This window comes from Nocardioides jensenii JCM 1364 = NBRC 14755 (assembly GCF_001552535.1).
Lineage (GTDB): Bacteria > Actinomycetota > Actinomycetes > Propionibacteriales > Nocardioidaceae > Nocardioides > Nocardioides jensenii.
Window position 1 is genome coordinate 1 of sequence record NZ_BCRJ01000127.1, and the last position, 23594, is coordinate 23594.

Here is a 23594-nt window from a genome sequence, read left to right on the forward strand (position 1 = left end):
CGCAGTTCACGCTCATTTCCACAGGACGGCGTACGGCACGTTGCCGGCGCGTTGACGGGTTCCTAGCGTCGTGTCCATGAGCGGATACGAGATCGACCTCGATGAGATCGGCACCCTGCCGGGGCCGATGCGCACCCAGCAGGCCCAGTTGGTCGGCGGCAGCACGCTGCCCTCCCCCGACACGGGCGTCACCACCGGCGAAACCCGGTCCGCAGTCGACCACGTGGTCGGGCTCGCCGACGCGTTCGCCGAGGATCTCGGCTCCATCGCCGACGGCCTCGACCGGGCACTGGCCTTCTACTCCCAGACCGACGGCCATACGAGCTGGATGTTGAATCTCCTCGGGGAGGCGCTCTACGAATGAGCATCGACCTGACCGTCGACGGATCACCGTCGACCTGCCGCGAGGCCGCCAGGCAGGTCCGCGCCCTGAACGAGCAGATCGGTGCCGCCGGCGACATGTTGGCCCGCTGCATGCTCACCGCAGCCAGCGACTGGACCGGTGACGCCTCCGACGCCTTCACGTCGGTGGTCAAGGAGCGCATCCACCGAGCCGACGACCTCCACGAGGGTCTGCAGCTGCTGGCGACCGAGCTGGGCCTCTTCGCCGCCGGCCTGACCGACGTGAAGGCCGAGCTTCAGCGGGCCCGCGCGATCGCGGTCCACGCCGGCATCCCGGTGGGGGCGACCCTGCCCGAGATGGGCGAGGTGACCCTCGAGACCGGCCAGGAGGGCTCGCTCGACCATGCAGTCGGCGTGGCCACCCGGGCCCGGGAGCACGAGCAGCAGCTGCAGTCCGCGTGGCGACAGTGCCTGCAGCAGGTCCGGGCGCTGCAGTGGGACCCGGTCGACATCGGCACGCTGGCTGTGGGCAAGACGCTCTCCACCGGCCCGGCATCCAGGATCATGGGCGCCCTTGACGACCGGCTGCCCGACCTCGATGACGTGCCCCTGCCCGCCGGCCCGATCTCGAGGCCCGGCATCGGTCTTCTTCTGGGTGCCGCTGAGGTGGGCAAGAAGTCGTTCACCCTGACCCTGGAGAAGGGGCAGGAGGAACTCCGCCGAAGGTGGGCTGACGGGTCGCTGGAGAGAGACATCCGCAAGGCGATGTACATCAACGGAGTCGTGGTGGTCACCGGCGTCGGGGCCTACGCGTGCGCCAGAACGTTCAAGGGCGTCAAGTTCGCCAGGTGTGTCAACGGGGCACACGACTACAGCAAGAAGTTCGGCAAGCTGCAGGGTGATGTCTACTTCGGGGTGATCAACCGTGTCGCCCATTGAGACACCCCGAGGGTGGCAGGTCACCGATCCCACGCGGCCCGGCATCGTCCTCGAGATGTCACCGACGAGCCTGCCACCGAGCGGCTTCGCCCCGGTGATCACACTCACGGTGGCCGACACGGTCCGACGCATGCGCGAGCAGATGGAGCACGCTCGCCAGCTGGTGCGCTCGACCTTCGACCGGGTCGACGTCGAGGACTGCGACATCTACGACTTCCAGGGCGTCGACGTGGGCTATCTCCGGTTCTTCCACCGCACCCCTCGCCACGATGTCATCGTCGAGATGTGGAGCTGGCAGGCCGACGGACGGGTGTGGTCGATGGTCGCCTCGGCCGACCATCGCGACCACCCCGACTTCACCGACCTCTTCGACGATGTCGCGGCCACGTTCGACCTCAGCGGCGCGGCCCTGGCCAGTTGACCCTGATCCTGGCGCCCTCGCGCGGCACGCTGGTGATGTTGCGAACCTTCGGCTCGTCGTCGCCGATGGCGGTGACGTCACAGGAGCTGAAGACCTCACGCAGCACGGCCACGCCCTCCATCAACGAGAACCCGGCCCCGATGCACCGGCGCACTCCGCCACCGAACGGGATCCAGGTGTTGACCGCGGGCCCGACCCGGTTGCCGTGCTGCTCGAGGAAGCGCTCGGGCCGGAACTCGCCCGGCCGCACATGGTTCTGCTCCCGCGCGTGGGCCAGGATGATCGACGGGCCGACGGTGACCCCGGCCGGCAGATCGATGCCACCGATCGTGGCCGGCTTCATCAGGGTGCGCACGACCATCGGGATCACCGGGTGCAGACGCATCGACTCCTTGAGCACGGCCTCGAGCCACGCCGCGTCACCCTCGACGGCAGCGGTGTGGGTGCGGGCCAGCAGCTCCCGGTCGCGGCCCACCTCGTAGAGCGCCCAGGCCAGCGCCGTCGCGGTCGTCTCGTGGCCGGCGAGGAGCAGCGTGACCAGCTGGTCACGCAGCTCGGAGTCGCTGAGCCTGTCACCGTCGTCGTCGATCAGGATCAGCCGCGACAGCACGTCAGTGCGTTCGGCCAGGTCGGGTGCACCACGACGTTCGGCGATCTCGGCACAGATCAACCGATCGAGCTCACGCTGGTTCTCGACCTGCGCCTTCCAGGGCCCGACCCTCTGCAGCTTCGGCCACCCCCAGCCCAGCAGGATCGTCGGCGAGATGTTCACGGTGTCGTTGACCCTGGGGCGCAGCTTCGCCAGTCGCTCGCCGTCGGTGACCCCGAAGACCACGCGCAGGATCACCTCGAGGGTCATCCGGTTCATCCGGTCCAGTGAACGAAACTCCTCGCCGTCGTTCCACGTGGACACCTCGGCCCGGGCCACGTCGGCCACCAGCGACTCGTAGGAGTGCAGGGCGGCGCCGTTGAAGGCCGGCATCAGCAGCTTGCGGGCCCGCTTGTGCTCGGCACCGTCGACCAGCAACAGGGAGTGCTCGCCCATCACCGGCCCGAGCACGGCGTTGCCCTTGCCGGCGTGGAAGCACGCCGGGTCGCCGGCGAAGATCTCGCGGGCGTGCTCGGGTCGCGCGAAGAGCACCAACGGCTGACTGCCCGGGATCAGGCGCACCGTGAACACGTCGCCGAACCTGCGGTGCATCCAGGGCACGAACCGGTGCCGGAAGCGCATCAGGCCGATGCTCTGGAAGATCGCCGGCCACGACAACCCGGGCGGCAGCTGGTTCGCCGGGATCCTGGCGCGCACGCCCGATCGGAGCGTGGTGCGGGCCAGCCGCTCATCGGTCAGATGCGACACCTGCTGGTCGGTGAGAGCCATCCTTCGATGCTACAAGCGCCTTGCTACGAGCGCCCGATCTCGATCCGGAACCGTCTCGTCGGCTTGGACGCGGCATCGGCACAGCTGGTCCGCACCGGCGTGCCGGGGGTCTCGGTCACGAGCACCCGGTGCACCTGCGTGTCCCCGTCGCGAGCGTGACGGAACACGACGCTGCTGGTCGTGGCCGGCGTCGAGGTCGCCTGGGCCGGTGGGCTGACCTCGACCAGCTCGAGCCCCTCGACCCGTCGTTCGCCGAGCCGGCCCAGCAGTGCGATCTCGGCGGCCTGCACGGCAGGGGCGTACGCCGTTCGGCCGCGCATCAGCTCCGGCACGAGTTCGCCGGCGAGCGTTGCCCGGGCCACCCGAGCCGCGGAGTCGACGTCGAGGCGGCCGTAGGAGATGCCGTGCGGCAGGGCCAGCATCGCGCCGGCGAACCGGTGCCCGCCCAGGTGCGTGGTCTCCCAGGTCTCCTGCGGGTGGGTGGCACTGAGCGCCGTCGCCACGGGTCGACCGAACTCGGCGCAGCACGCGTCGCGGCGCCCGTTCGTGCAGACCAGCAACAGCTGGTGTTCCACTGGTTCGAGGCCCGCCGACCGGCCCTCGGCGAGCCCGTCGAGGTCGAGGTCGAGAAGATCGTCGGCCACCTCCAGCACCGTGGTCTCGAGCCAGGCCGCACCCGGTGCGGCGTGGCCGAGGAAGACCCGGAACGCCTCCGTCGACGGCGTGCGCCCGTGCCGCCTGATCAGCTGGACACGGACGCCGGCCTCGTCGGCTGCTTCGGCCAGGCCGGTGCGCACGTGCTCGGGCAGGCCGCTCTCGGCGAGGGCCTTCCTGCCCCAGGGGCCGGGGTGCTCGACCAGGAGGTAGGCCGCGTCCACGGCCGCCGTTCCGGCCAACTGCTCGCCGCGAGCACCCACCGAGCACCGGAGCCGCTCGGAGGAGTCGTTCGCGGGGTCGGTCATGTCTCCAGCATCGCGCATGCTCGTCGCCGGTCAGCGGGCGCGGTAGGCCGCGAGCCAGTGCCGGGCGAGCAGGTCGTGCCCCTGCGCCGTCGGGTGCACGCCGTCTCGGACCAGTGCGTCGACCCCGACCAGCGACCCGGCCTGCGCCATCGGGCCGTCGGTGGCCACCAGCTCGGCGTCGAACTCGCGGGCCAGCCGTCGCACCGCGGCGATCTTCTCGTCGAGATCGGCGCGCCAGGACCACTGCTCGTCCCGCACCGGCAGCAGGAACGGCTCGAGCACGATGATCCGATCGACGCCGGCCGCGCGGGTGCGGGTCAGCAGGTCGCGGTAGCCGGCCTCGAACCGTGCCACCGGCGAGACCTGCTGGCGGGTGTAGCGGCGCCACATGTCGTTGACGCCGACCATCAGCGAGACCACGTCGGGCTCGTGCGCGAGGACGTCACGCTCCCAGCGCTCCTGCAGGTCGGGCACCCGGTGGCCGTTGACGCCGGTGTTCACCACCTCGGCGTCGGGCAGGCCCGCAGCGACGCGAGCGGCGTAGCCCGTGCCGAGGTCGGTCGCGTCGGCGAGGTCCCGGCCGGCGGCCGTGATCGAGTCGCCGGTGAGCACGAGTCTCATCAACCCGCCTTCACGCATCGGCCCGGATCTCCAACGCCAGGTCGATGTCGACGACCTCCGACCTGGCGCCGACCGTGATCTTGCGGGAGGCGGCCCGGCCGGAGTCGGCACCGGCCGCGCTGACGATGTAGATGCCCGCCGACGGCAACGGCACGGTGAACTCACCCTCGTCGTCGGCGTGGTCGGAGAGCACGAAGTCGCCGACACCCTGGTGCAGGGTGACCAGTGCGCCGGGCACCACCGCGCCGCCATCGGTGACCGTGCCCGACAGGGTCAGCTGCCGTTCAAGCGCCACGTCCTGCTGGAGGGACCCGCCCCGGAAGTCGAGCACCTGTGCCTGCGGCGCCCAGCCGCCGGCATTGCCGATCAGGAGGTACTGACCCGCACCGGGCAGCGCCACCGAGAAGCGGCCCTCGTTGTCGCAGCGGGCCCAGTCGACCGGCCGGCCGTCCATGCGGGTGACCGTGACGACGGTGTGCGTCTGGCGCGGGACATCGCCCCCGGGCAGGATCCGCCCGTGGACGACCGTCTCGCTGCGGTCACCGGCGACCGCCACGGCCGGCACGCCCTCACGCCCGGCTGCCACCCGCGAGGGCACCGGGATGCGGAGGATGACCAGGCACGCGATGAAGCAGGCCAGCACGGAGAGCCAGAACATCAGCGTGAACGAGTGCTCGGCCGGAATCTGCCGGCCGGCGAACCCGACCGTCATCGAGGTCAGGATCGCGGCCAGAACCGCACTGGACGTCGACCCGCCGACCGCCCGCATCAGCGAGTTCAGGCCGTTCGCCGAGGCGGTCTCGGTGATCGGCACGGCGGCCATGATCAGCGTCGGCATCGCCGCGAACGCGAACGCGGTGCCCATGCCCACCACCGTCGCTCCGATGATGATCTGGAGCACCGACTCGTGCACGAAGATCCGGAAGAGGTAGCCGCCGGCCATGATCGCCGCGCCGAGGAGCATCGTGCTGCGGCCGCCGTACCGGCTCAGCAGGGTGCCGGAGACCGGCGAGAGCAGCACCATCACCAGGCCCGACGGGACCATCGCCAGCCCGGCCGCGCTCACGTCGAGTCCGAAGCCGTAGCCCGTGGCCGCGGGCAGCTCGAGCTGCTGCACGGTGAGCAGCATGTTGACGTACATCGCGAACGCGATCAGCACCGACGCGACGTTGGTCAGCAGCACCGGCTTGCGGGCCGACGTACGCAGGTCGACGAGTGGCTCGCCGACCCGCAGCTCGTAGGGGAACCAGGCGGCCATCACGACCGCGGCCAGGGCGAGGCAGCCCAGCACGCCGGGGCTGGTCCAGCCCCACTGTCCGCCGTTGGTGATCGCAAGCAGGAACGAGGTGAGCGCGACCGAGAGGAGGACGGCCCCGCGGTAGTCGAAGCGGCCCGGGGAGCGGACGTCGGACTCGTCGACGAGCAGGTAGACGCCGACGGTGACCAGCACGCCGAAGCCGGCCGACACCCAGAACAGGGAGTGCCACCCGAAGTGATCGAAGAGTACGCCGGACAGCGGGAGCCCGAGGGCGCTGCCGATGCCCAGGGTGGCGCTCATCAGGGCGACACCGAAGCCGACCCGGGCGGGTGGCAGCTCGTCACGCATGATGCTGATGCCGACCGGGATCATCGCCGCGGCGAAGCCCTGCAGGGCGCGACCGACCAGGGCGGTCACGAAGCCGGTGCCGATGGCCAGCATGAGCGAGCCGGCCACCATGCAGACCAGCGCGGTCAGGATCATCCGCTTCTTGCCGAACATGTCGGCCAGCCGGGACACGATCGGGGTGGCCACCGCGCCGGTGAGCAGGGTGATCGTCACCATCCACGAGGCGTCGGCGTCGGAGACGCCAAGAATCTGGGGGATCTCGGGAGTGAGCGGCACCACCAGGGTCTGCTGCAGGGCGGCCAGCATGCCGGCCAGGGACAGCACCGTGATCACCGCCCAGGTGGGTGGGCGACGTGCCGATGTGCTCAATCCGGGCTCCTCGTGGTCGTCACCGCGCAGTCTGCCACCTCGTGGGTGGGCCCGAGCTCGACCGACTCACTCCGAGATCAGGCCACGACGGCGACCGATGGCCGCCGCCTCCGTGCGCCCGGAGGCCCCGAGCTTGCCGAGGATGTTGGAGACGTGGACGCTGACGGTCTTCACGCTGATGAACAGCTGCTTGGCGATCTCACCGTTCGTGCGCCCACTGGCCACCAGGGTGAGGATCTCGGTCTCGCGCGGGGTCAGCGAGGTCGACGCGGCCGACTCGGCGCGCACCGGAGTGGTGCCGATCGTCTTCAGCGCCTCGAGCAGCGGCTTGGCGCCCAGTCGTTGCGCCTCCTGCCGGGCGAGGTCGGCCAGCTCACGGGCTCCGGCCTGATCACCCGAGGCGCGCAGCACCGAGGCCAGGTGAGTCCGGCACCAGGCCGTCTCGTGTGCGTGACCGAAGTCCTCGAAGAGGATCACGGTCTCGCGCCAGACCTCGAGGAGGTCGTCGACCGGGGGCGTGTCGATGCCGGCCAACCATCGGAACCGCAGGATCTCGGCGTCGAGCCGCTTGCCCCACGCCCGGCCCTCGGGACCCCACAGCACCGCGGACTCAGCGGCCGCGTCGAGGACGCGGTGCCCGACCGCGAGCAGCCGTTCCGCGGTTGCGGCGTACGTCGTCCGCTCGTCGCTGCTCATCACCGGCACCGAGGCCGAGAGCCCGGCGATCGTGACCGCGGAGAGTCGCACCCGGGCCTGGAAGAGCTCGGGCCAGTTGGGGGTGAGCGTGTCGATGACCAGGTCGTGGGTGTCGACCACGGCCTGCGGCTTGGCCGCCCGCCCGAACGCCTCGATCTCGACCGGTGCCGAGATGATGGCCAGCACCCCGTCTCGCGCCCAGTGCTTGCGCAACTTGCGCAGCTCCTTGCCGTGGGCGCCGCCGCGCGCGGAGAGCACGGCCAGCCGCAGCGCGACGAGCATGTCCTCGGCCATCGGCGGCGGCGACTGCCCGGTCATGTCGGTGAGCGCGAGCGCCGTCTCCCACATGCCCACCACGTAGGCGATCTGGGCGTGCTGGAACCGGCAGTCGAAGGCGTACGGCGCCCACGGGACACCGGCCTCCTTGGCCCGCGCGGTGCCCCGGGCGAACGCCTCGCAGGCCTCGGTGAACCGGCCTCGGTCCTGGTAGGCGCGGCCGAGGAGATAGTGGGCCCGCAGCTCGGAGTTGATCGCGCCGGTCTCGAGGCCTCGGCGTACGGCGTCACCGAGGGCGACCTCGAGCTCCTCCATCGGCACCCGCTTGTCGAGGCCGACCAGGGTGACCGTCACGTCGGCCGCGGTCTTGGGCAGGCTGTGCGTCTCGGAGAGGGCCAACGCCTCCATCGCCGCCTCACGGGCCCGTTCCTTCGCGCGGCTGCCGACCATCACGCGGGCGAAGATCGCCAGCAGCCTGGCCCGGTCGCGGGTCGGCTCGACCGGGATCAGGTCATAGCCCTGGTCGGCGTGCGCCTCCCAGTTGGCGTCGTTGTCGAAGAGCTGCGCCGTCTGGGCCGCGGCCAGGTGCAGGTGTGCCTTGGCCTCCGTCTCGGTGTCATCGGGGAGTGAGCTCAGGTGGCGCTCCAGCAGGGTCAGCCCACGGTGCGGTTGCCCGACGGCCAGCAGCGCGTCGCTCGCCTTGACCACGAGCTCGGTGACGTTGACGTCGGAGGCCAGCTTCGGATCGGTGGCGATCTCGAGCGCGTGCTCGTAGTGCCGCGAGGCCTCCTGCGGGCCACCGACTGCCATCGCCTCGTCACCGGCCCGGATGCTGGCGCCCAGGGCCGTGGCGAAGTCACGGGCAGCACGGGCATGGCGGGCCAGCTCGGCGGCGGTGCCCCGGGCGCGGCCGTCGCTCAGTGCCTCGGCGTACGCCGCATGCAGCCGGACTCGTTCACCGGGCAGCAGGTCGTCGTAGATCGCCTCGGCCAGCAGGGCGTGGCGGAAGGCGTAGGAGTCGTCGCTCGAGGTGACCAGCACGTGGGAGTCGACGGCGGCACGCAGGGCCCGGTCGAGGTCACCCTCGGAGACTCCGGCGGCCTCGACGAGCAGGCCGTGCGAGACCCGACGCCCGGCCACGGAGATCGCCCGCACGACCTGACGACCCACCTCGTCGAGACGGTCCAGCCGCACCAGCAGCAGGTCGGCGAGGTCCTCGGGCACCCGTGAGGCCCACGTGGCGCCGACCAGCTCCTCGACGAAGAACGCGTTGCCCTCGGCCCGGTCGACGATGTCGGAGACGCCCAGCTCCGAGAGCTGGTCGGGATGCAGCTCCCGGATCAGCTCGCGCACTGCCGCCGGGTCCAGCGGGGGCAGCTGGAGCCGCTCGACGCCGCGGATCCGCGACCACTCGGCAACCTGGGCGCGCAGTGGGTGGCGACGGTGGAGGTCCTCGGCGCGATAGCTGACCACGATCGCCACCGGCTCGAGGAACGGGCGGCTGCACAGGAAGCTGATCAGGTCGCGGGTGGACTGGTCGGCCCAGTGAGCGTCCTCGATCACCAGCAGCAGGGGCGCCTTCGCGGCGGCCGCCTCGAGCAGGGCGTGGACGGCGTCGAAGATGTCGGTCCGCCCGACCGTGCCCTCGCCGGCATCGCCACTGAGCATGCGCCGGCCGGGTTGGAGACGCCCCAGGCCCGGGTGCACGCCGGCCACGGTGTCGACCACGTCGGGCAGGTCGGTGGCCAGCCGGCCCATCACCTCCGAGAACGGCAGGTAGGGCAGCGCACTGTCGCCGAAGTCCAGGCAGTGGCCGGCCACGACCTGCCAGCCCTCGGCGAAGGCGACGTCGCGCAGCTCCGTCAGCAGGCGGGTCTTGCCGACCCCGGCATCACCGGACAGGAGGACGACGTTGGGCTGGGCGACCTGACCTCCCTGCCCCTGGCGCGACGAGACCCTCGGCGGACGCACTCCGAGTGTCGAGCTGAGCTCGGCGAGTTCGGTGTCGCGTCCGACGAGGGTCTGGTTCGTTCCGGCAGGTGCCACATCCCCCATGATGCCGGGTGGGAGGGTGGATTCGCCTGCGGGTTTCACTCGCACCGCGGGAGTCAGCTGGCGAGGTCGTCGTCCAGTGGTCGTCGTACGGCGGGAACCCGGTCGCGCTCGGCGCGGCGACGGCGCCGCACCGACTTCAGTTCCTCACGCACCTGGTTGGTGCGGTAGGCGACCTCCGCGTTGGCGAAGTAGGTGTTGCTGGTGTCCATGGTGTGCCCCTTCCGTGCCATCTGAGTTCTGCTGATGACACGAGATTGCGCCCCTGAGGTAGGGGCGCACATGGGGCGAGAGCCCTAGGTGGTCCTCGGGGTGCCTCAGATCCGGCCCGTCACAGCCGCCGGCCGGCCAGCCAGGTCTCCTGCACCAGGGGCACCCCGGGGCGGTAGGCCAGGTGCAGGTGGTTGGGGGCGTCGAGCACCGTGAAGTCGGCGCTGCTGCCGGGGGTGAGCGTGCCGACGTCGTCGCGGGCCAAGGCCCGGGCGCCGCCGCGGGTGGCGGCGTCGAGGGCCTCGGTGGGGGTCAGGCCCATCTCGCGCACGGCGAGAGCGAGGCAGAACGGCATCGAGCTGGTGAAGCACGAGCCGGGGTTGCAGTCGGTGGCGATCGCGATCGACACCCCCGCGTCGAGCAGGGCACGAGCGTCGGGGAACGGGTGCTTGGTGGAGAACTCGACCCCCGGCAGCAGGGTCGCGATCGTCCCGCTCTGCGCGAGCGCGTCGACGTCCGCGTCGCTGAGGTAGGTGCAGTGGTCGACCGCGGTCAGCCCGAGCTCGCAGGCCAGGCGCACCCCGGGCCCCTCGCCGAGCTGGTTCGCGTGCATGCGACCGGGCAACCCTGCCGCCCTGCCGGCTTCGAGGACCGCGCGGGCCTGGTCTCCGTCGAAGGCCCCGGTCTCGCAGAACACGTCGATCCAGCGGGCGTGTGGGGCGGCCGCGGCGAGCATCGGGCCGGTGACCAGGTCGACGTAGTCCTCCGGCGTCGTGCCCTCCGGGACGACGTGGGCGCCGAGGAAGGTGGTCTCCTCGGTGAACTGCCGCGCAACTGCCAGCGACCGTGCCTCGTCCAGGACACTGAGCCCGTAGCCGCTCTTGATCTCCACGGTGGTCGTGCCCTGCCGACGCATCTCCTGCACCAGCCGGGCCACGTGGGAGGTGAGCTGCTCGTCGGTGGCGGCCCGGGTTGCGCGCACCGTCGTACGGATCCCGCCGGCGGCGTAGGCCTCACCGGCCATCCGCGCGGTGAACTCCTCGGCGCGATCGCCGGCGAAGACCAGGTGGCTGTGGCTGTCGACGAAGCCGGGGATCACGGCACGACCACCGACGTCGTACGCCGTGTCGGCCTGCGGTGCGTCGACGGCGGGGCCCACCCAGACGACCGTCCCGTGCTCGAGGACCATCGCCGCCCGGTCGAGGACCGGCCGGTCCTGCTGCCAGGTGACGAGCTCGCCGATGTTGGTGACCAGGGTGCTCAGGGGGGTGCTCATCGGACTCCTTCGGTCGCGGCCCGCAACTCGTGGCCGATCTCCGGGCGGAGGGCGGCGGTCTCGTGGAGCACACCGTCGACCATCACCGAGCGGACGTCCTCGGCGACCGCGGCGAAGACGACGGTCTCCGGCCCGGCACCGGTGCCGGCGGTCCGCGGGCTGGTCAGGTCGAGCGTGACCAGGTCGGCTCGCTGTCCGACCGCGATGCGGCCCGCGTCGGGGAAGCCCAGGCTGGCGTGACCGTCGTGGGTGGCCGCGCCGAGCAGGTCGATCGCTGACCAGTGGCCGCGCCGCTGGGTGGCCAGCCGCTCGTCGAGCTCGACGGCACGCATCTCCTCGAACGGATCGATCACCGCATGACTGTCGGAGCCGAGCGTGAGCCGGGCGCCGTGGTCGGCCAGCGCCCGAGACGGCCCGATGCCGTCACCGAGGTCACGCTCGGTGGTGGGGCAGAAGCAGGCGTGCGTGCCGGCGGAACCGAGCAGGGCCAGGTCGTGGTCGGTGAGGTGGGTGGCGTGCACGGCACTGGTCATCGGGCCGAGGGCTCCGGCCTCGTCGAGGAGCTCGGTGGGGGTGCGGCCGTGGGCGGCGAGGCACTGCTCGTTCTCGGCGACCTGCTCGCTGAGGTGGACGTGGAGTGGCTTCCCCGACTGCCCGTCGCCCTGCGCCCATTCGGCGACGGTGGTGATCTGGTCCTTCGGGACGGCGCGCACGGAGTGGACCGCCGCCCCGATGACGGTGGTGTCGTCGCCCTTCAGTGCGTCCACACGCCCTGCCCACCGGGTTGCGTCACCGTCGGAGTAGCGAACCTGCACGCCCTCGGGTGCCCGGCCGATGCCGGCGGCGAGGTAGCACGTGTCGAGCAGCGCGATGCGGATGCCGGCGTCCTTGGCGGCAGCGATCAGCGCGTTGCCCATCGCGTTCGGGTCGGCGTACGGCGTGCCGTCGGGCTGGTGGTGGAGGTAGTGGAACTCACCGACGCAGGTGATGCCCGCGGCGAGCATCTCGCGGTAGGTCGCGCGGGCCAGGGCGTAGTAGCTGTCCGGGGTCAGCCGCCGCGCCACGGCGTACATCTGCTCGCGCCAGGTCCAGAAGGTCCCGGGCGGCTCACCGGCCCGGCCGAGCTGGGTGTGGCCGCGCAGTGCCCGGTGGAAGGCGTGCGAGTGGCAGTTGGCCAGCCCGGGGATGCTCAGCCCGGGGAGCCGGATCGCCCGGTCACGAGCGTCGGGGCCGGCCTCCACGAAGCGGCCGGCGTCGACGGTGACGAGCACGTCGTCCAGGACCTGTTCGCCGACCAGCGCCTTCTCCAGCAGGTACGTCGTCACTCGGTTGCACCCTCTCCCGCAAGTCGCTCCAGGCTGGTGGCCAGCGCCTCGACGCCGGCCAGGCAGTCGGCCGTCTCCGCAGCCTCGGCGGGCGAGTGCGAGACGCCGGTGGGATTGCGCACGAAGAGCATCGCGGTGGGGATGCCTGCCGCCGAGAGGATGCCGGCGTCGTGCCCGGCCTGGGTGGGGATGATCGGCCAGGCGCCGCCGTCGTGGCCGTCGGCCAGCCGACCCGCCAGGTCGGGGTCGAAGCCGACCCGGGCCGAGACCGACTCGGCAGTCACCGACAGACCGGTGCCGTCGCGGCCGGCGCGGTCGTGGCCCATCCGCCCGATCTCGGTGACCAGCTTCTCGAGGCTGTCGTCGGTGGCGCAGCGCGCGTCGAGCCAGGCGGTCACCCGCGACGGCACGGCGTTGGTGCCGTTGGGCACCGCCTCGATGCGACCGAAGGTGGCCCGCTCCCCCGACGCCCGGGCCTGCTCGTTCGCGGCCATGGCGGTCATCGCGTAGGTCAGCATCGGGTCGTGCCGGTCCTCCATGCGGGTGGTGCCGGCATGATTCGCCTCGCCGGTGAAGTCGAACCGGTAGCGCCCGTGCGGCCAGATCTCGCTGGCCACGCCGATCGCCGCACCGCGGTCGACCAGGTCGCGCCCCTGCTCGACGTGGAGCTCGACGAAGACCCCGACGCCCTCGAGCAACCGGCCCGGGCCGAGGCTCGGGTCGAGGCCGGACGCCGCCATCGCGTCGGGCAGCGGAACACCGTCCCGGTCGCGCAGCTCCTGGGCCGCTGCCGGGCTGATCGCGCCGGTCATCAGACGCGAGCCGAGGCAGGCCAGGCCGAACCGTGAGCCCTCCTCCTCGACGAACGCACCCACGCCAAGGGGACGCTGCGGCACGAAGCCTCGGTCGCGGAGCAGGTCGATCGCCGCGAAGGACGAGACCACGCCCAGTGGGCCGTCGTAGGCACCACCGTCGAGCACGGAGTCGAGGTGGGACCCGGTGAGCACGCCCTGGCCCTCCCCGGTCCGCCACCAACCGATCGTGTTGCCGTTGCCGTCGGACTCGACCTCGAGCCCCCGGGCCGCGCACTGCTCCAGGAACCAGGCGTGGCACTCGCGTTCGGCGGAGCCGAACGGTTGCCGGAAGTAGCCGCCACTGCTCGCCGAGCGTCCGATCGGGTCGAGGTCGCGCCACATCTGCTCGAAGGTCACCTCGACAGTCCACCGTTCCCGGGTCGCCGGGTCAACGCGACCCGACCGCGTGCCGTCTCGGATCCGAGACGTGCGATGCTCCCGCCCATGGAGTTCAGCGAAGTCGTCCGCCGTCGGCGCATGGTCCGCAGGTACGACGACCGCCCGGTCGAGCCGACCGTGGTGGACCGGATGCTCGACCACGCGACACGTGCCCCGAGTGCCGGTTTCACGCAGGGGTGGGCCTTCCTGCGCCTGGACACCCCCGACGCGGTCGGCCGGTTCTGGCGGGCCACCAGCCCCGAGGTCCCGACAGGCTCGCCCGCCCAGGGCAACGACTGGCTGGACGGGATGCGCACGGCGCCGGTGGTGATCGTGCCGCTCTCGAACAAGCCGGCCTACCTGACCCGCTACGCCGAGCAGGACAAGAGCGGATCCGACCAGCGTTGGCCGGTGCCCTACTGGCACATCGACACCGGGATGGCGGCGCTGCTGATCCTGCAGACCGCCGTCGACGAGGGCCTGGGCGCCTGCTTCTTCGGCATCCCCGACCAACGCACGCAGGCGTTCCGCGACGAGTTCGGGGTCCCTCCCGACTTCAAGCCGATCGGCGCGATCACCGTCGGCCACCGCATGCCCGACACCGGCTCACCGGGGTCACCGGCTCGGCGGGAGCGCAAGGATCTCGACGAGGTCGTGCACCGCAACGGTTGGTGACACGTCCGTGGATTGCGGGCACCACGTGACTGCAATCCACGGACGTGCCGTCCCGGCGGGTCTAGTGTCGCGCCATGGGAGGCCCGACCACCGCCATCGAGCGGCTGCAATCACTTGTCCGCATCCGCACCGTCTCGTACGCCGATCGTGAGCTGATCGACCCTGCGCCCTTCAAGGAGTTCGCCCGACAGCTGGCCGCCGGCTTCCCCCTGCTGCACGCGAAGCTCGACAGGACGGTCGTGCTCGACCACGGCATGCTGTTCCACTGGCGCGGCCGCGGCGCCGAGCGTCCCGTCGTGCTGATGGCGCACATCGACGTCGTCCCGGTCGAGGAGTCGGACACCTGGCAGCACCCGGCGTTCGGCGCCGAGATCCACGACGGCGTGCTCTGGGGCCGCGGCACCCTCGACGACAAGGGCTGCCTGGCCGGCATCTGCGAAGTCGTCGAAAGCCTGCTGGGGCAGGGATTCGTGCCAGCACAGGACGTCTGGCTGAGCTTCGGCTGTGACGAGGAGGTGATGGGCAAGGCCGCACCCGAGGCCGTGCGCATCCTGCAGGACAAGGGCATCGAGCCGTGGTTCGTGCTCGACGAGGGCGGCGCCGTGGCCCACGACGCCTTCCCCGGCGTCTCCAAGCCGTTGGCAGTCATCGGCGTCACGGAGAAGGGCATCACCAACGTGCGGCTCAGCGTCGACGGTCGCGGCGGCCATGCCAGCATGCCGACGAGGATGGACACCACCGCACGGCTGGCCCGCGCCATCCTGCGCCTTGACCGGAGCCCCTTCCCGAGCTCGGTGCCGGCCCCGACGATCGAGATGTTCCGCCGCCTGGCCGACCACCTGCCCCTTGCGCTGAGGCCGCTGGCCCGCAACGCCGAGCGCCTCAAACCGGCGCTGGCCAGGGCGCTGGTCGCCGCGGGCCCGGAGTCCGCCGCGATGACCCGTACGACGGCCGTGGTCACCACCTTGAGCGGATCGCCGGCCAACAACGTGCTCGCCTCCCGAGCCACCGCCGGGATCAACGTGCGGATCATGGTGGGCGACTCGGTCTCCGGCGTGGTCGAGCGGATCCGCACCGTGGTCAAGGACGAGCGGGTCGACGTCGAGGTCGTCGAGAGCAACGAGCCCAGCCCGCTCTCCCCGACAGACGACGACGCGTTCCGCCTGCTCGAGGCCACCATCGCGACCACGTTCCCCGACGCGGTCCCGACGCCCTACGTGATGATGGGCGCCACGGACTCGCGCTTCTTCACCGCGATCTGTGACCGGGTCTACCGGTTCGCACCGTTCCGGATGACCCGGGCCCAGCGTGAGTCCATCCACAGCTACGACGAGCGCATCGGGATCGACGACTACCTCGACGGCATCGCGTTCTACCGACGCCTGATCGAAGCCATCCGATGACGGAGCCGACGACCGTCTCCCAGCAGAGGACCCCTGTCGTCCCGGGGCTGTGGGCCATCGTCGGGTTCCTGCTCTGCGTCGAGCTGGCCAGTGGCGTCCTGCAGGGCTACTACACGCCGATCTTCACCGACATCGCCGACCACCTGGGCATCCGCGACGCCGACGTCAACTGGTTCGAGGCCGCACAGCTGATCCTCTCCGCGCTCGTCGTACCCCTGCTGGCGCGACTCGGGGACATCATCGGTCACCGCAACGTGCTGCTGATCTCCACCGCGGTGACCGCGTTGGGCTCGTGGATGCTGGCCTTCGCGCCCTCGTTCACGACGTTCCTGATCGGCTGGGCACTGCAGGGCGCCTACGTGGTCTGGCTGCCGCTCGAGGTGGCGATCATCCACCGACGCACCGCGGCCAGCGGGCAGCAGGCCGTGCTCACCCGACGGGCGGCGGCCTTCCTGGTCGCGGCCCTGGAGATCGGCGTGATCATCGGCGCGGTGACCAGCGGTGCGCTGGTCGCGGCAACGTCGATGACCTTCCTGCTGGCCCTGCCGGCCGTGGTCGTCACGGCCTGCTTCTTCGTGATCTGGTTCGGCATCGAGGACGTGCGCGGCGCGTCCACGGGCGGCGTCGACCTACCCGGGCTCGGCATGATCACGCTCACCCTCGGCCTGGTCATGGGCGGGCTGATCATGATTCGTCTCCAGGGCACCGAGAGCCTGCTGGCCTGGGGCCTGATCGTGCTCGGGCTGCTCAGCCTGGTGCCGTTCATCCGCCTCGAAGCCCGTCTGCCCGAGCCGCTGATCGACGTACGCCTCTTCGCGCAGCCGGCCCAGTGGCCGATCCAGCTGACCGCGTTCCTGTTCGGCATGTCGGTGCTCGGCGCCCAGATCCCGCTCTCGACGTTCGCCCGCACCGACCCCGACGTCGCCGGCTACGGCCTCGACGCCAGCGCCGGCTTCGTCTCGACCCTGATCGCGCTCTACGTGATCTCGCTCGTGGTCGGCGCCCTGACCCTTCCCCTCGTCGTACGCCTCGCCGGCCCACGCGGGGCGATGATCCTCGGCTGTCTCCTCGTCGCCCTCGGCTACGGGCTGTTCCTGCCGTTCCACGACTCCACGGTGCAGGCACTGGTCAACATGGGCGTGGCCGGTCTCGGCTCGGGCTCCCTGGTCGCGTCGCTTCCCGCCGCGGCCGCAGCCGCCGCGCCACCCGAACGCACCGGCTTCGCGACCGGCATGACCAACGCCACCAAGACCGTCGGCGGCGCCATCGCATCGGCGGTGTTTGCAATCGCGTTGTCGGCGACTGGTTCACTGGATGACCCGACCGAGGGTCATGCGGCCCTCGGCGGCTACCTGACCGTGTGGGCGGTCTGCGCCGGCGCCGCCGTCGTTGCCGCCCTCGCCCTGCTCGTGATTCCGAAGTCCCCACCCCACGAAGGACACGCTTGATGCGCATCCCCCGCCTGCCAGGTCCGATCTCGTTCCTGGTCGCCCTGCTGGCCTGCCTGCTGCTTCCGCTGGCCCTGGTCTCGAGCTGGACGGCCACCACCGTGAGCGACACCGACGCGTACGTCGAGACGGTGACTCCACTGGCTTCGGACCCGGTCGTGCTCAAGGTCGTCCGCAGGGAGCTGAACACCGTCGCGATCCGGGCGATGGCACGCACCCCGGTCGCGGGCCAGGAGACCGGCGAGGTCGGTCGCGCCGTCCAACGAGTGACCTCCGACGACCGGTTCCGGGAGGCCTGGGCCGAGGGCAACCGCCAGGTGCACGAGCAGATCATCGCGGTCATGGACGACGACAACCCCGACGTCGCGGCGTCCGGCGGCGTGGTCAGCATCGACCTCAGCAGTCTCGTGGTCACCCTCGTCGACCGGCTCGACTCCGTGGGTGTCACGACGCCGGCCGACGTGAGCCGGATCGACGCGACCGTGCCGTTGATGAAGACCAGTGACCTGGAGAAGCTGCGTGAGGGCTACCAGGTGCTCGACACCCTCGGGTTCTGGCTGCCGGTGCTGTGGATCGTCCTGGTGGCGCTGCTGTTGATCACGGCCCGCCGCCGACTGGCCGCCCTGGGCTGGCTGGCCGTCGGCTCGCTGCTGGCACTCGGCGCCCTGGCGGTGGTGCTCAACGTGGCGCGCGGCCAGGTCACCGAGCGCAGCCCCGACCAGGCCTTGGCGGAGGCCGTGTGGGACGTCGTGACCGACTCGCTGTGGACCGGGTTGTGGACGGCGGCGATCGTCGCGGCCGTCGCCCTGGCCGTCCGCATCGTGCTCGGGCTCGTGCGCAGGAGCCGGCTCGCTATTCTGAGGTGACACACCTCCGAGCGTGAGGAGATGGTGTCGATGCCGGAGAGCGAGGAGTGGCCGGAGGGCCGGCCCGAGGATGGGGAGGGTCCCGCCACCTCTCAGGACCGTGCGGCCAGCAAGGCCGTCGCCGCGGAACGCATCCGCAGACAGCACCTCTGGGTGGATCTCCAGGTGCAGCAGGCGATGGAGCGCGGGGAGTTCGACGACCTGCCCGGCGCCGGCAAGCCGATCGAGGGCCTCGGCGAGGTCCACGACCCCGACTGGTGGCTGAAGAAGCTGGTCGAGCGCGAGAAGATCTCCGTGCTCCCGCCGGCCCTGGCGCTGCGCAAGGAGGACCTCGAGCTCGATGCCGTCCTCGACAGGCAGCCCGGTGAGAGGCAGGTGCGCTCCGTGCTCGAGGACTTCAACCTCCGCATCGTCAACGCCCGCCGCCAGCTCGAGGGCGGGCCGCCGGTGATCACACCGACGCGTGACGTCGACGCCGAGGTCGAGGCCTGGCGTGCTCGTCGTACGGCCAAGCGCGCGGCCGCCGTGGCCCGTCAGCGCGAGGCCGACGCGAGTCGACGGCGTTGGTGGCAGCGGCGCCGCTGATCACCCCGCCGCGTCAGAGAGGCGGTCGATGGCCGCAGCCCGTTCCGCGGCATCGACCGGCAGGCGCACCTCGCGGACGATCTCCTCGCCGACCCGCCGCCACGCAGGGCCGACGCCGGACCGTGTCCGCAGGGCGGGGTTCTCCCAGTCGGCGTTGTCGATCACGAGATCTGCCAGACCCAGCGGGTCACAGGTCTCACGATAGATCTCCTGGGCACGCAGGTAGCGCTGCTGGTCGGGGTGGCCGACGTCATCGGGCGTGCCGTCACGCCGCGACATCCGGGCGACGGTCACCTCCGGTGGCGCGTCGAGGTAGACCGCAAGGTCCCACGCGTCCACCAGCTCGGGACGCTGCAGGAACACTCCGTCGACCACCAGCACTCCCCGCTCCGGGACGCTCGCTGACACGCGGTCGACGTACGTGTCGGCATCGACGTCGTGCCAGACCGGGGTGTACGTCGCACCCGGCCCCCTGCGCCACGGGTCGAGCAGCTCGCGACGCATCGCGCGATAGTCGAAGTGCCGGCCCCACACGGCTTCCGGGGTCCGCCCCAGCGCGTGCCGGTGCTCGCGTGGGTGATGGAAGCTGTCGACGGAGGCGTGCGCAGTGGTCAGTCCGCGTGCCGTCAGCTCGGTGGCCAGAGCCCGCGCGACGTGCGTCTTGCCCGAGCCGTCCGGCCCGTCGATCGCGACCAGCACCGGACGGCGTACGTCGGCGAGCAGGTCCGCAACCGCAGCAACGACCGGGGCGATCATCCGGTGAGGCAGTCGGTGTGGGCCGAGACGATCAGGTGCACGACGGGCGCGCGAAACGGCTTCCCGTCGAGGGTCTGGCGCACTGATCCGTTCTGCTGCACGTAGACGTCGAGGTGGGTGCCCGCGTCGTCGTCACGTTCCGCCGTCACCAGTCGGGCCCGGCCGGCGCCATCGGGGTCGTCGGGCGCCGAGGTCACTGCCTCCCAGCCGAGCTTGGCCAGCATGCCGACGAGTCGGCCGGTCCAACTGTCGTCGTCAGCCGACCACGGGAGCTCCACGCTGGCGAGGTATCGCCGCCGCGCACCGTCGTCACACCCGAGCGCCAGGTCACTGGAGCCATCGATGCTCACCTGCCACGCCCTCACCGGCTTCACCCCGTCGGTGACCTCGGCGCGCAGCTGCGTCATCTGCTCGACCAGTGCCGTGCCAGCCTCCTCCGGCGACGGACGGTCGGCGCTGCTCTCCTCATTCGAGCAGGCGGTGACTGCCAGGAGCATGACCAGGACCAGTCCCGAGAGACGACGCATGCGCGTCATGCTATGCCCACTCAGCTCTCCTGCATCGGGATGCGCACCTCGCGCTCGGCGGCCACCTCGGCGGCGAGCTCGTAGCCGGCGTCGACGTGACGGATCACGCCCATGCCCGGATCGTTGGTCAGCACGCGTTCGATCTTCTGCGCGGCCAGGTCGGTGCCGTCGGCGACGCAGACCTGGCCGGCGTGGATCGAGCGGCCCATGCCGACGCCGCCGCCATGGTGGATCGACACCCAGCTCGCACCGGAGGCGGTGTTGACCAGGGCGTTGAGCAGCGCCCAGTCGGCGATCGCGTCGGAGCCGTCCTTCATGGCCTCGGTCTCGCGGTAGGGCGAGGCCACCGACCCGCAGTCGAGGTGGTCGCGGCCGATCACGATCGGCGCCTTCAGCTCACCGGAGGCGACCATCTCGTTGAACTTCAGGCCGGCCCGGTGCCGGTCGCCGTACCCGAGCCAGCAGATGCGGGCGGGCAGGCCCTGGAACGCGACCCGCTCGCCGGCCATGTCGATCCACTTGTGCAGGCGGGCGTACTCCGGCTTCTCGTCGGCCGGGAACAGCTCCTTGATCGCGCGGTCGGTGGCCGCGATGTCGGCGGGGTCGCCGGAGAGCGCCGCCCAGCGGAACGGGCCCTTGCCCTCGCAGAACAACGGCCGGATGTAGGCCGGCACGAAGCCGGGGAAATCGAACGCCCGGTCGTAGCCGCCCTTGCGCGCCTCGTCGCGGATCGAGTTGCCGTAGTCGAAGACCTCGGCGCCAGCGTCCTGGAACTCCACCATCGCCCGCACGTGCGTCGCCATCGAGGCCCGGGCCTCCTTGGTGAAGCCGTCGGGGTCGGCCTCGCGGCGGGCCTGCCACTCCTCGAACGGCACACCCACCGGCAGGTAGAACAGCGGATCGTGGGCGGAGGTCTGGTCGGTGACGATGTCGATGGGGGCGCGTTGCTCGAGCAGCTGGGGCAGCAGCTCGGCCGCGTTGCCGAGCACGCCGACCGACAGCGGCTTGCGGGCGTCGCGTGCCTCGACCGCCAGCTCCAGGGCGTGGTCGAGGTCGCGGGCCTGGACGTCGAGGAAGCGGTGCTCGATGCGCCGGGTGATGCGCGACTGGTCGCACTCGACGCAGATCGCGACGCCGTCGTTCATGGTGACCGCGAGCGGCTGGGCGCCGCCCATGCCACCGAGACCCGCGGTCAGCGTGATCGTGCCGGCCAACGTTCCGGAGAACTTCTTGTCGGCGACGGCCGCGAAGGTCTCGAACGTGCCCTGCAGGATGCCCTGCGTGCCGATGTAGATCCACGACCCGGCGGTCATCTGGCCGTACATGGTGAGGCCGAGGTCCTCGAGCCGGCGGAACTCCTCCCAGTTCGCCCAGTCGCCGACCAGGTTGGAGTTGGCGATCAGCACGCGCGGTGCCCACTCGTGGGTGCGCATGACGCCGACCGGCTTGCCGGACTGCACGAGCATCGTCTCGTCGTCCTCCAGCGTGCGCAGGGTTCGGACGAGGGCGTCGTACGCCTCCCAGTTGCGCGCGGCCTTGCCGGTGCCGCCGTAGACGACGAGGTCCTCGGGGCGCTCGGCGTTCTCGGGGTCGAGGTTGTTCATCAGCATCCGCAGCGGCGCCTCGGTCTGCCACGACTTCGCGGTCAGCTCGGTGCCGTGCGGCGCGTGGATCGGCAGCCGCTCGTTGATCGAGTGTCCCGCGAGGGACGAGCGGGAGGTGTCGAGATCAGTCACTTGAGTTCTCCGATCACTGCTTCGGCGGCGGCCAGGACGGCGCCGGACTTGACGAGTTGGAAGGCGGTCTCGATCTCGGGTGAGAGATGGCGGTCCGGCCCGGGGCCCTCGACGCCCGCCTCACGCAGCAGGCGGACGACGGCAGCGGTGGCCGGTGACGGTTCGAGCGGGGCCCGCATGTCGAGCGCGCGGGCAGCGGTGAGCACCTCGATGGCGACGACCCGGGTCAGTCCGTCGACGGATCGGCGCAGCTTGCGGGCGGCTGACCAGCCCATCGAGACGTGGTCCTCCTGCATGGCGCTCGACGGGATCGAGTCGACGGAGGCGGGGTTGGCCAGGCGCTTGAGCTCGGAGACGATCGCGGCCTGGGTGTACTGCGCGATCATGTGACCCGAGTCGACACCGGGGTCGTCGGCCAGGAACGGGTTCAGCCCGTGGTTGCGGGCCTTGTCGAGGAAGCGGTCGGTGCGTCGCTCGCTGATCGAGGCGACGTCGGCCGCGATGATCGCGAGGAAGTCGAGCACGTAGGCGACCGGAGCACCGTGGAAGTTGCCGTTCGACTCGACCCGGCCCTCGTCGGCGAGCACCACCGGGTTGTCGACCGCGCTCTCCAGCTCGCGGCCGGCGACCTGCGCGGCGTACTCGACGGTGTCGCGGGCCGCGCCGTGCACCTGCGGTGAGCAGCGCAGTGAGTAGGCGTCCTGCACGCGGTTGCAGTCGGGACCCCGGTGCGAGGCCACCACGCCGGAGTCCTTCAGGAGAGCGATCAGGTTCGCCGCCGACATGGCCTGCCCGGGGTGCGGGCGGATCGCCTGCAGCTCGGGGGCGAAGACCCGGTCGGTGCCGAGCTGGCCCTCGACGGACATCGCGGCTGCGATGTCCGCCGTCCGCAGGAGCATCCGTAGGTCGGAGACGGCCATCACCAGCATGCCGAGCATGCCGTCGGTGCCGTTGATCAGCGCGAGGCCCTCCTTGGCGCCCAGCTCGACCGGCTGAAGCCCGGCGGCGGCGAGCGCCTCGGCGGCCGGCATCAGGGTGCCCTCGGCATCGCGGACCTGGCCCTCCCCCATCAGCGCGAGCGCACAGTGGCTCAGCGGGGCCAGGTCGCCCGAGCAGCCGAGGGAGCCGTACTCGTGGACGATCGGGGTGATGCCGTGGGTGAGCAGGTCGGCCAGCAGCTGAGCCGTCTCGAGCCGGATGCCGGTGTGGCCGGTGGTGAGCGTCGAGAGCCGGAGCAGCATCAACCCGCGGGTCACCTCGCGCTCGACCTCGGGGCCGGAGCCGGCGGCGTGCGAGCGCACCAACGACTTCTGCAGCTGGGCACGCATCTCGGTGGGGATGTGGCGGGTGGCCAGGGCCCCGAAGCCGGTCGAGATGCCGTACGTCGGCGTCTCCCCGGCGGCCAGTTCCTCGACGACGGCGCGGGCCTTCTCGATGGCGGCTCGGGCATCGTCGTCGATCGTGACCGCGGCCCCTCCGCGAGTGACTGCCACGAGGTCTTCGAACGAAACCGGGCCGGTGCCGACTGAGACGTTGTCCATGCCCCCATCCAACTCTCGCGTGACCCCGGGCACCAGAGCTCACACCGGGCTCCAGTCTCGGATCCGAGACCCGACTCGGCATTCGGAGAGGGATTTTGGCATGGTGGCGAACAGGCGTCCCGTCGGTTCGTCTGCACAACCGAACAACGACCCCACGGGGTCCACGACAGGTTGGAGATTCTTGTGGAGACCAGCACGATCATCTGGATCATCATCGCCGTTGTCGTCGTCCTCATCCTTGTGGGCGTGATCGCCTCACTGATGAACAAGCGCAAGGCCGCCGAGCGGCGGGCCCGGGCCGGCGAGCTGCGGCACGAGGCGGCGGCACAGGCCGGCGGCATCCATGGCAGCG

Annotated in this window: 21 protein-coding genes; 8 read left to right on the forward strand and 13 right to left on the reverse strand. The window is 71.1% G+C overall.

The genetic code is table 11. The features are described 5' to 3' along the window. Nucleotides 1–76 precede the first annotated feature (76 nt). The 3 genes from NJ4_RS22830 to NJ4_RS22840 are packed head-to-tail and all read left to right on the forward strand — an operon-like array spanning nucleotide 77 to nucleotide 1702. A complete protein-coding gene (locus tag NJ4_RS22830; RefSeq protein WP_067441027.1) occupies nucleotides 77–364 on the forward strand; it encodes a hypothetical protein in 288 nt (95 codons plus the stop codon). Then, a complete protein-coding gene (locus NJ4_RS22835; protein ID WP_067441030.1) occupies nucleotides 361–1281 on the forward strand; it encodes a WXG100 family type VII secretion target in 921 nt (306 codons plus the stop codon). Before NJ4_RS22830 ends, NJ4_RS22835 begins: the two co-directional genes overlap by 4 nt. A gap of 55 nt (nucleotides 1282–1336) precedes the next feature. Beyond that, the gene (locus NJ4_RS22840) at nucleotides 1337–1702 is read left to right on the forward strand and encodes a hypothetical protein (RefSeq protein WP_157551308.1); all 366 of its coding nucleotides are present in this window, start codon (nucleotides 1337–1339) and stop codon (nucleotides 1700–1702) included. On the opposite strand, the gene NJ4_RS22845 is transcribed toward NJ4_RS22840, so the two are convergent. From NJ4_RS22845 to NJ4_RS22880, 9 genes are all read right to left on the reverse strand, one after another. Further along, nucleotides 1677–3080 (reverse strand): cytochrome P450, encoded by a 1404-nt coding sequence (locus tag NJ4_RS22845; protein WP_082749065.1) that lies wholly within the window; start codon nucleotides 3078–3080, stop codon nucleotides 1677–1679. The two genes, NJ4_RS22840 and NJ4_RS22845, sit on opposite strands and share 26 nt — an antisense overlap. Before the next feature lie 23 nt (nucleotides 3081–3103). Then, the gene (locus NJ4_RS22850; RefSeq protein WP_067441036.1) at nucleotides 3104–4042 is read right to left on the reverse strand and encodes a sucrase ferredoxin; all 939 of its coding nucleotides are present in this window, start codon (nucleotides 4040–4042) and stop codon (nucleotides 3104–3106) included. Between the two features lie 30 nt (nucleotides 4043–4072). Beyond that, nucleotides 4073–4663: an SGNH/GDSL hydrolase family protein gene (locus tag NJ4_RS22855; protein WP_217996967.1), complete on the reverse strand. Its 591-nt coding sequence runs from the start codon at nucleotides 4661–4663 to the stop codon at nucleotides 4073–4075. 10 nt (nucleotides 4664–4673) lie between these two features. Continuing rightward, complete coding sequence (locus NJ4_RS22860) at nucleotides 4674–6638, reverse strand: MFS transporter (protein WP_067441042.1); 1965 nt, start codon at nucleotides 6636–6638, stop codon at nucleotides 4674–4676. A gap of 66 nt (nucleotides 6639–6704) precedes the next feature. Then, entirely contained in the window at nucleotides 6705–9656 is a 2952-nt protein-coding gene (locus NJ4_RS27005; protein ID WP_067441045.1) for a helix-turn-helix transcriptional regulator, read from the reverse strand. A gap of 62 nt (nucleotides 9657–9718) precedes the next feature. Next, nucleotides 9719–9874, reverse strand: coding sequence for a hypothetical protein (locus NJ4_RS25815; protein ID WP_157551309.1), 156 nt, complete (start codon nucleotides 9872–9874; stop codon nucleotides 9719–9721). Between the two features lie 119 nt (nucleotides 9875–9993). After that, nucleotides 9994–11136 (reverse strand): imidazolonepropionase, encoded by a 1143-nt coding sequence (gene hutI / locus NJ4_RS22870; protein ID WP_407668094.1) that lies wholly within the window; start codon nucleotides 11134–11136, stop codon nucleotides 9994–9996. 8 nt (nucleotides 11137–11144) lie between these two features. Then, complete coding sequence (locus NJ4_RS22875; protein ID WP_067441051.1) at nucleotides 11145–12473, reverse strand: formimidoylglutamate deiminase; 1329 nt, start codon at nucleotides 12471–12473, stop codon at nucleotides 11145–11147. After that, nucleotides 12470–13684, reverse strand: a complete 1215-nt coding sequence (locus tag NJ4_RS22880) for an allantoate amidohydrolase (RefSeq protein ID WP_245644681.1) — start codon at nucleotides 13682–13684, stop codon at nucleotides 12470–12472. The genes NJ4_RS22875 and NJ4_RS22880 overlap by 4 nt, the downstream gene beginning before the upstream one ends. Before the next feature lie 87 nt (nucleotides 13685–13771). Here NJ4_RS22880 and NJ4_RS22885 point away from each other — a divergent pair, with 87 nt between their 5' ends. The 5 genes from NJ4_RS22885 (at nucleotide 13772) to NJ4_RS22905 (ending at nucleotide 18682) form a co-directional block, all read left to right on the forward strand. After that, nucleotides 13772–14380 carry a nitroreductase family protein gene (locus tag NJ4_RS22885; protein ID WP_067441054.1) on the forward strand — a complete coding sequence of 203 codons (609 nt, stop codon included), beginning with the start codon at nucleotides 13772–13774 and terminating at the stop codon, nucleotides 14378–14380. Between the two features lie 74 nt (nucleotides 14381–14454). Continuing rightward, a complete protein-coding gene (locus tag NJ4_RS22890) occupies nucleotides 14455–15783 on the forward strand; it encodes a M20/M25/M40 family metallo-hydrolase (protein ID WP_067441057.1) in 1329 nt (442 codons plus the stop codon). Beyond that, a complete protein-coding gene (locus NJ4_RS22895; protein WP_067441058.1) occupies nucleotides 15780–17231 on the forward strand; it encodes an MFS transporter in 1452 nt (483 codons plus the stop codon). Before NJ4_RS22890 ends, NJ4_RS22895 begins: the two co-directional genes overlap by 4 nt. Continuing rightward, on the forward strand, nucleotides 17231–18097 hold the full coding sequence (locus NJ4_RS22900; protein WP_067441062.1) for a hypothetical protein: 867 nt from the start codon (nucleotides 17231–17233) through the stop codon (nucleotides 18095–18097). Before NJ4_RS22895 ends, NJ4_RS22900 begins: the two co-directional genes overlap by 1 nt. Before the next feature lie 30 nt (nucleotides 18098–18127). After that, entirely contained in the window at nucleotides 18128–18682 is a 555-nt protein-coding gene (locus NJ4_RS22905) for a DnaJ family domain-containing protein (protein ID WP_067441079.1), read from the forward strand. Here the strand turns inward: NJ4_RS22905 and NJ4_RS22910 are convergent, their stop codons facing one another. The 4 genes from NJ4_RS22910 to hutH are packed head-to-tail and all read right to left on the reverse strand — an operon-like array spanning nucleotide 18683 to nucleotide 23242. After that, complete coding sequence (locus NJ4_RS22910) at nucleotides 18683–19438, reverse strand: AAA family ATPase (RefSeq protein ID WP_067441064.1); 756 nt, start codon at nucleotides 19436–19438, stop codon at nucleotides 18683–18685. Next, the gene (locus tag NJ4_RS22915) at nucleotides 19435–19965 is read right to left on the reverse strand and encodes a hypothetical protein (protein ID WP_067441067.1); all 531 of its coding nucleotides are present in this window, start codon (nucleotides 19963–19965) and stop codon (nucleotides 19435–19437) included. The genes NJ4_RS22910 and NJ4_RS22915 overlap by 4 nt, the downstream gene beginning before the upstream one ends. A gap of 20 nt (nucleotides 19966–19985) precedes the next feature. After that, on the reverse strand, nucleotides 19986–21701 hold the full coding sequence (gene hutU, locus NJ4_RS22920; protein WP_176573619.1) for a urocanate hydratase: 1716 nt from the start codon (nucleotides 21699–21701) through the stop codon (nucleotides 19986–19988). Further along, entirely contained in the window at nucleotides 21698–23242 is a 1545-nt protein-coding gene (gene hutH, locus NJ4_RS22925) for a histidine ammonia-lyase (RefSeq protein ID WP_067441070.1), read from the reverse strand. The genes hutU and hutH overlap by 4 nt, the downstream gene beginning before the upstream one ends. Nucleotides 23243–23594: the final 352 nt, after the last annotated feature.

What these genes read in the sequence shown, in the direction of transcription:
- NJ4_RS22830 (WP_067441027.1), top strand. Translation starts at nt 77, where the DNA reads ATGAGCGGATACGAGATCGACCTCGATGAGATCGGCACCCTGCCGGGG.
- NJ4_RS22835 (WP_067441030.1), top strand. Translation starts at nt 361, where the DNA reads ATGAGCATCGACCTGACCGTCGACGGATCACCGTCGACCTGCCGCGAG.
- NJ4_RS22840 (WP_157551308.1), top strand. Translation starts at nt 1,337, where the DNA reads ATGTCACCGACGAGCCTGCCACCGAGCGGCTTCGCCCCGGTGATCACA.
- NJ4_RS22845 (WP_082749065.1), bottom strand. Translation starts at nt 3,080, where the DNA reads ATGGCTCTCACCGACCAGCAGGTGTCGCATCTGACCGATGAGCGGCTG.
- NJ4_RS22850 (WP_067441036.1), bottom strand. Translation starts at nt 4,042, where the DNA reads ATGACCGACCCCGCGAACGACTCCTCCGAGCGGCTCCGGTGCTCGGTG.
- NJ4_RS22855 (WP_217996967.1), bottom strand. Translation starts at nt 4,663, where the DNA reads ATGAGACTCGTGCTCACCGGCGACTCGATCACGGCCGCCGGCCGGGAC.
- NJ4_RS25815 (WP_157551309.1), bottom strand. Translation starts at nt 9,874, where the DNA reads ATGGACACCAGCAACACCTACTTCGCCAACGCGGAGGTCGCCTACCGC.
- NJ4_RS22885 (WP_067441054.1), top strand. Translation starts at nt 13,772, where the DNA reads ATGGAGTTCAGCGAAGTCGTCCGCCGTCGGCGCATGGTCCGCAGGTAC.
- NJ4_RS22890 (WP_067441057.1), top strand. Translation starts at nt 14,455, where the DNA reads ATGGGAGGCCCGACCACCGCCATCGAGCGGCTGCAATCACTTGTCCGC.
- NJ4_RS22895 (WP_067441058.1), top strand. Translation starts at nt 15,780, where the DNA reads ATGACGGAGCCGACGACCGTCTCCCAGCAGAGGACCCCTGTCGTCCCG.
- NJ4_RS22900 (WP_067441062.1), top strand. Translation starts at nt 17,231, where the DNA reads ATGCGCATCCCCCGCCTGCCAGGTCCGATCTCGTTCCTGGTCGCCCTG.
- NJ4_RS22905 (WP_067441079.1), top strand. Translation starts at nt 18,128, where the DNA reads ATGCCGGAGAGCGAGGAGTGGCCGGAGGGCCGGCCCGAGGATGGGGAG.
- NJ4_RS22910 (WP_067441064.1), bottom strand. Translation starts at nt 19,438, where the DNA reads ATGATCGCCCCGGTCGTTGCTGCGGTTGCGGACCTGCTCGCCGACGTA.
- NJ4_RS22915 (WP_067441067.1), bottom strand. Translation starts at nt 19,965, where the DNA reads ATGCGTCGTCTCTCGGGACTGGTCCTGGTCATGCTCCTGGCAGTCACC.
- hutH (WP_067441070.1), bottom strand. Translation starts at nt 23,242, where the DNA reads ATGGACAACGTCTCAGTCGGCACCGGCCCGGTTTCGTTCGAAGACCTC.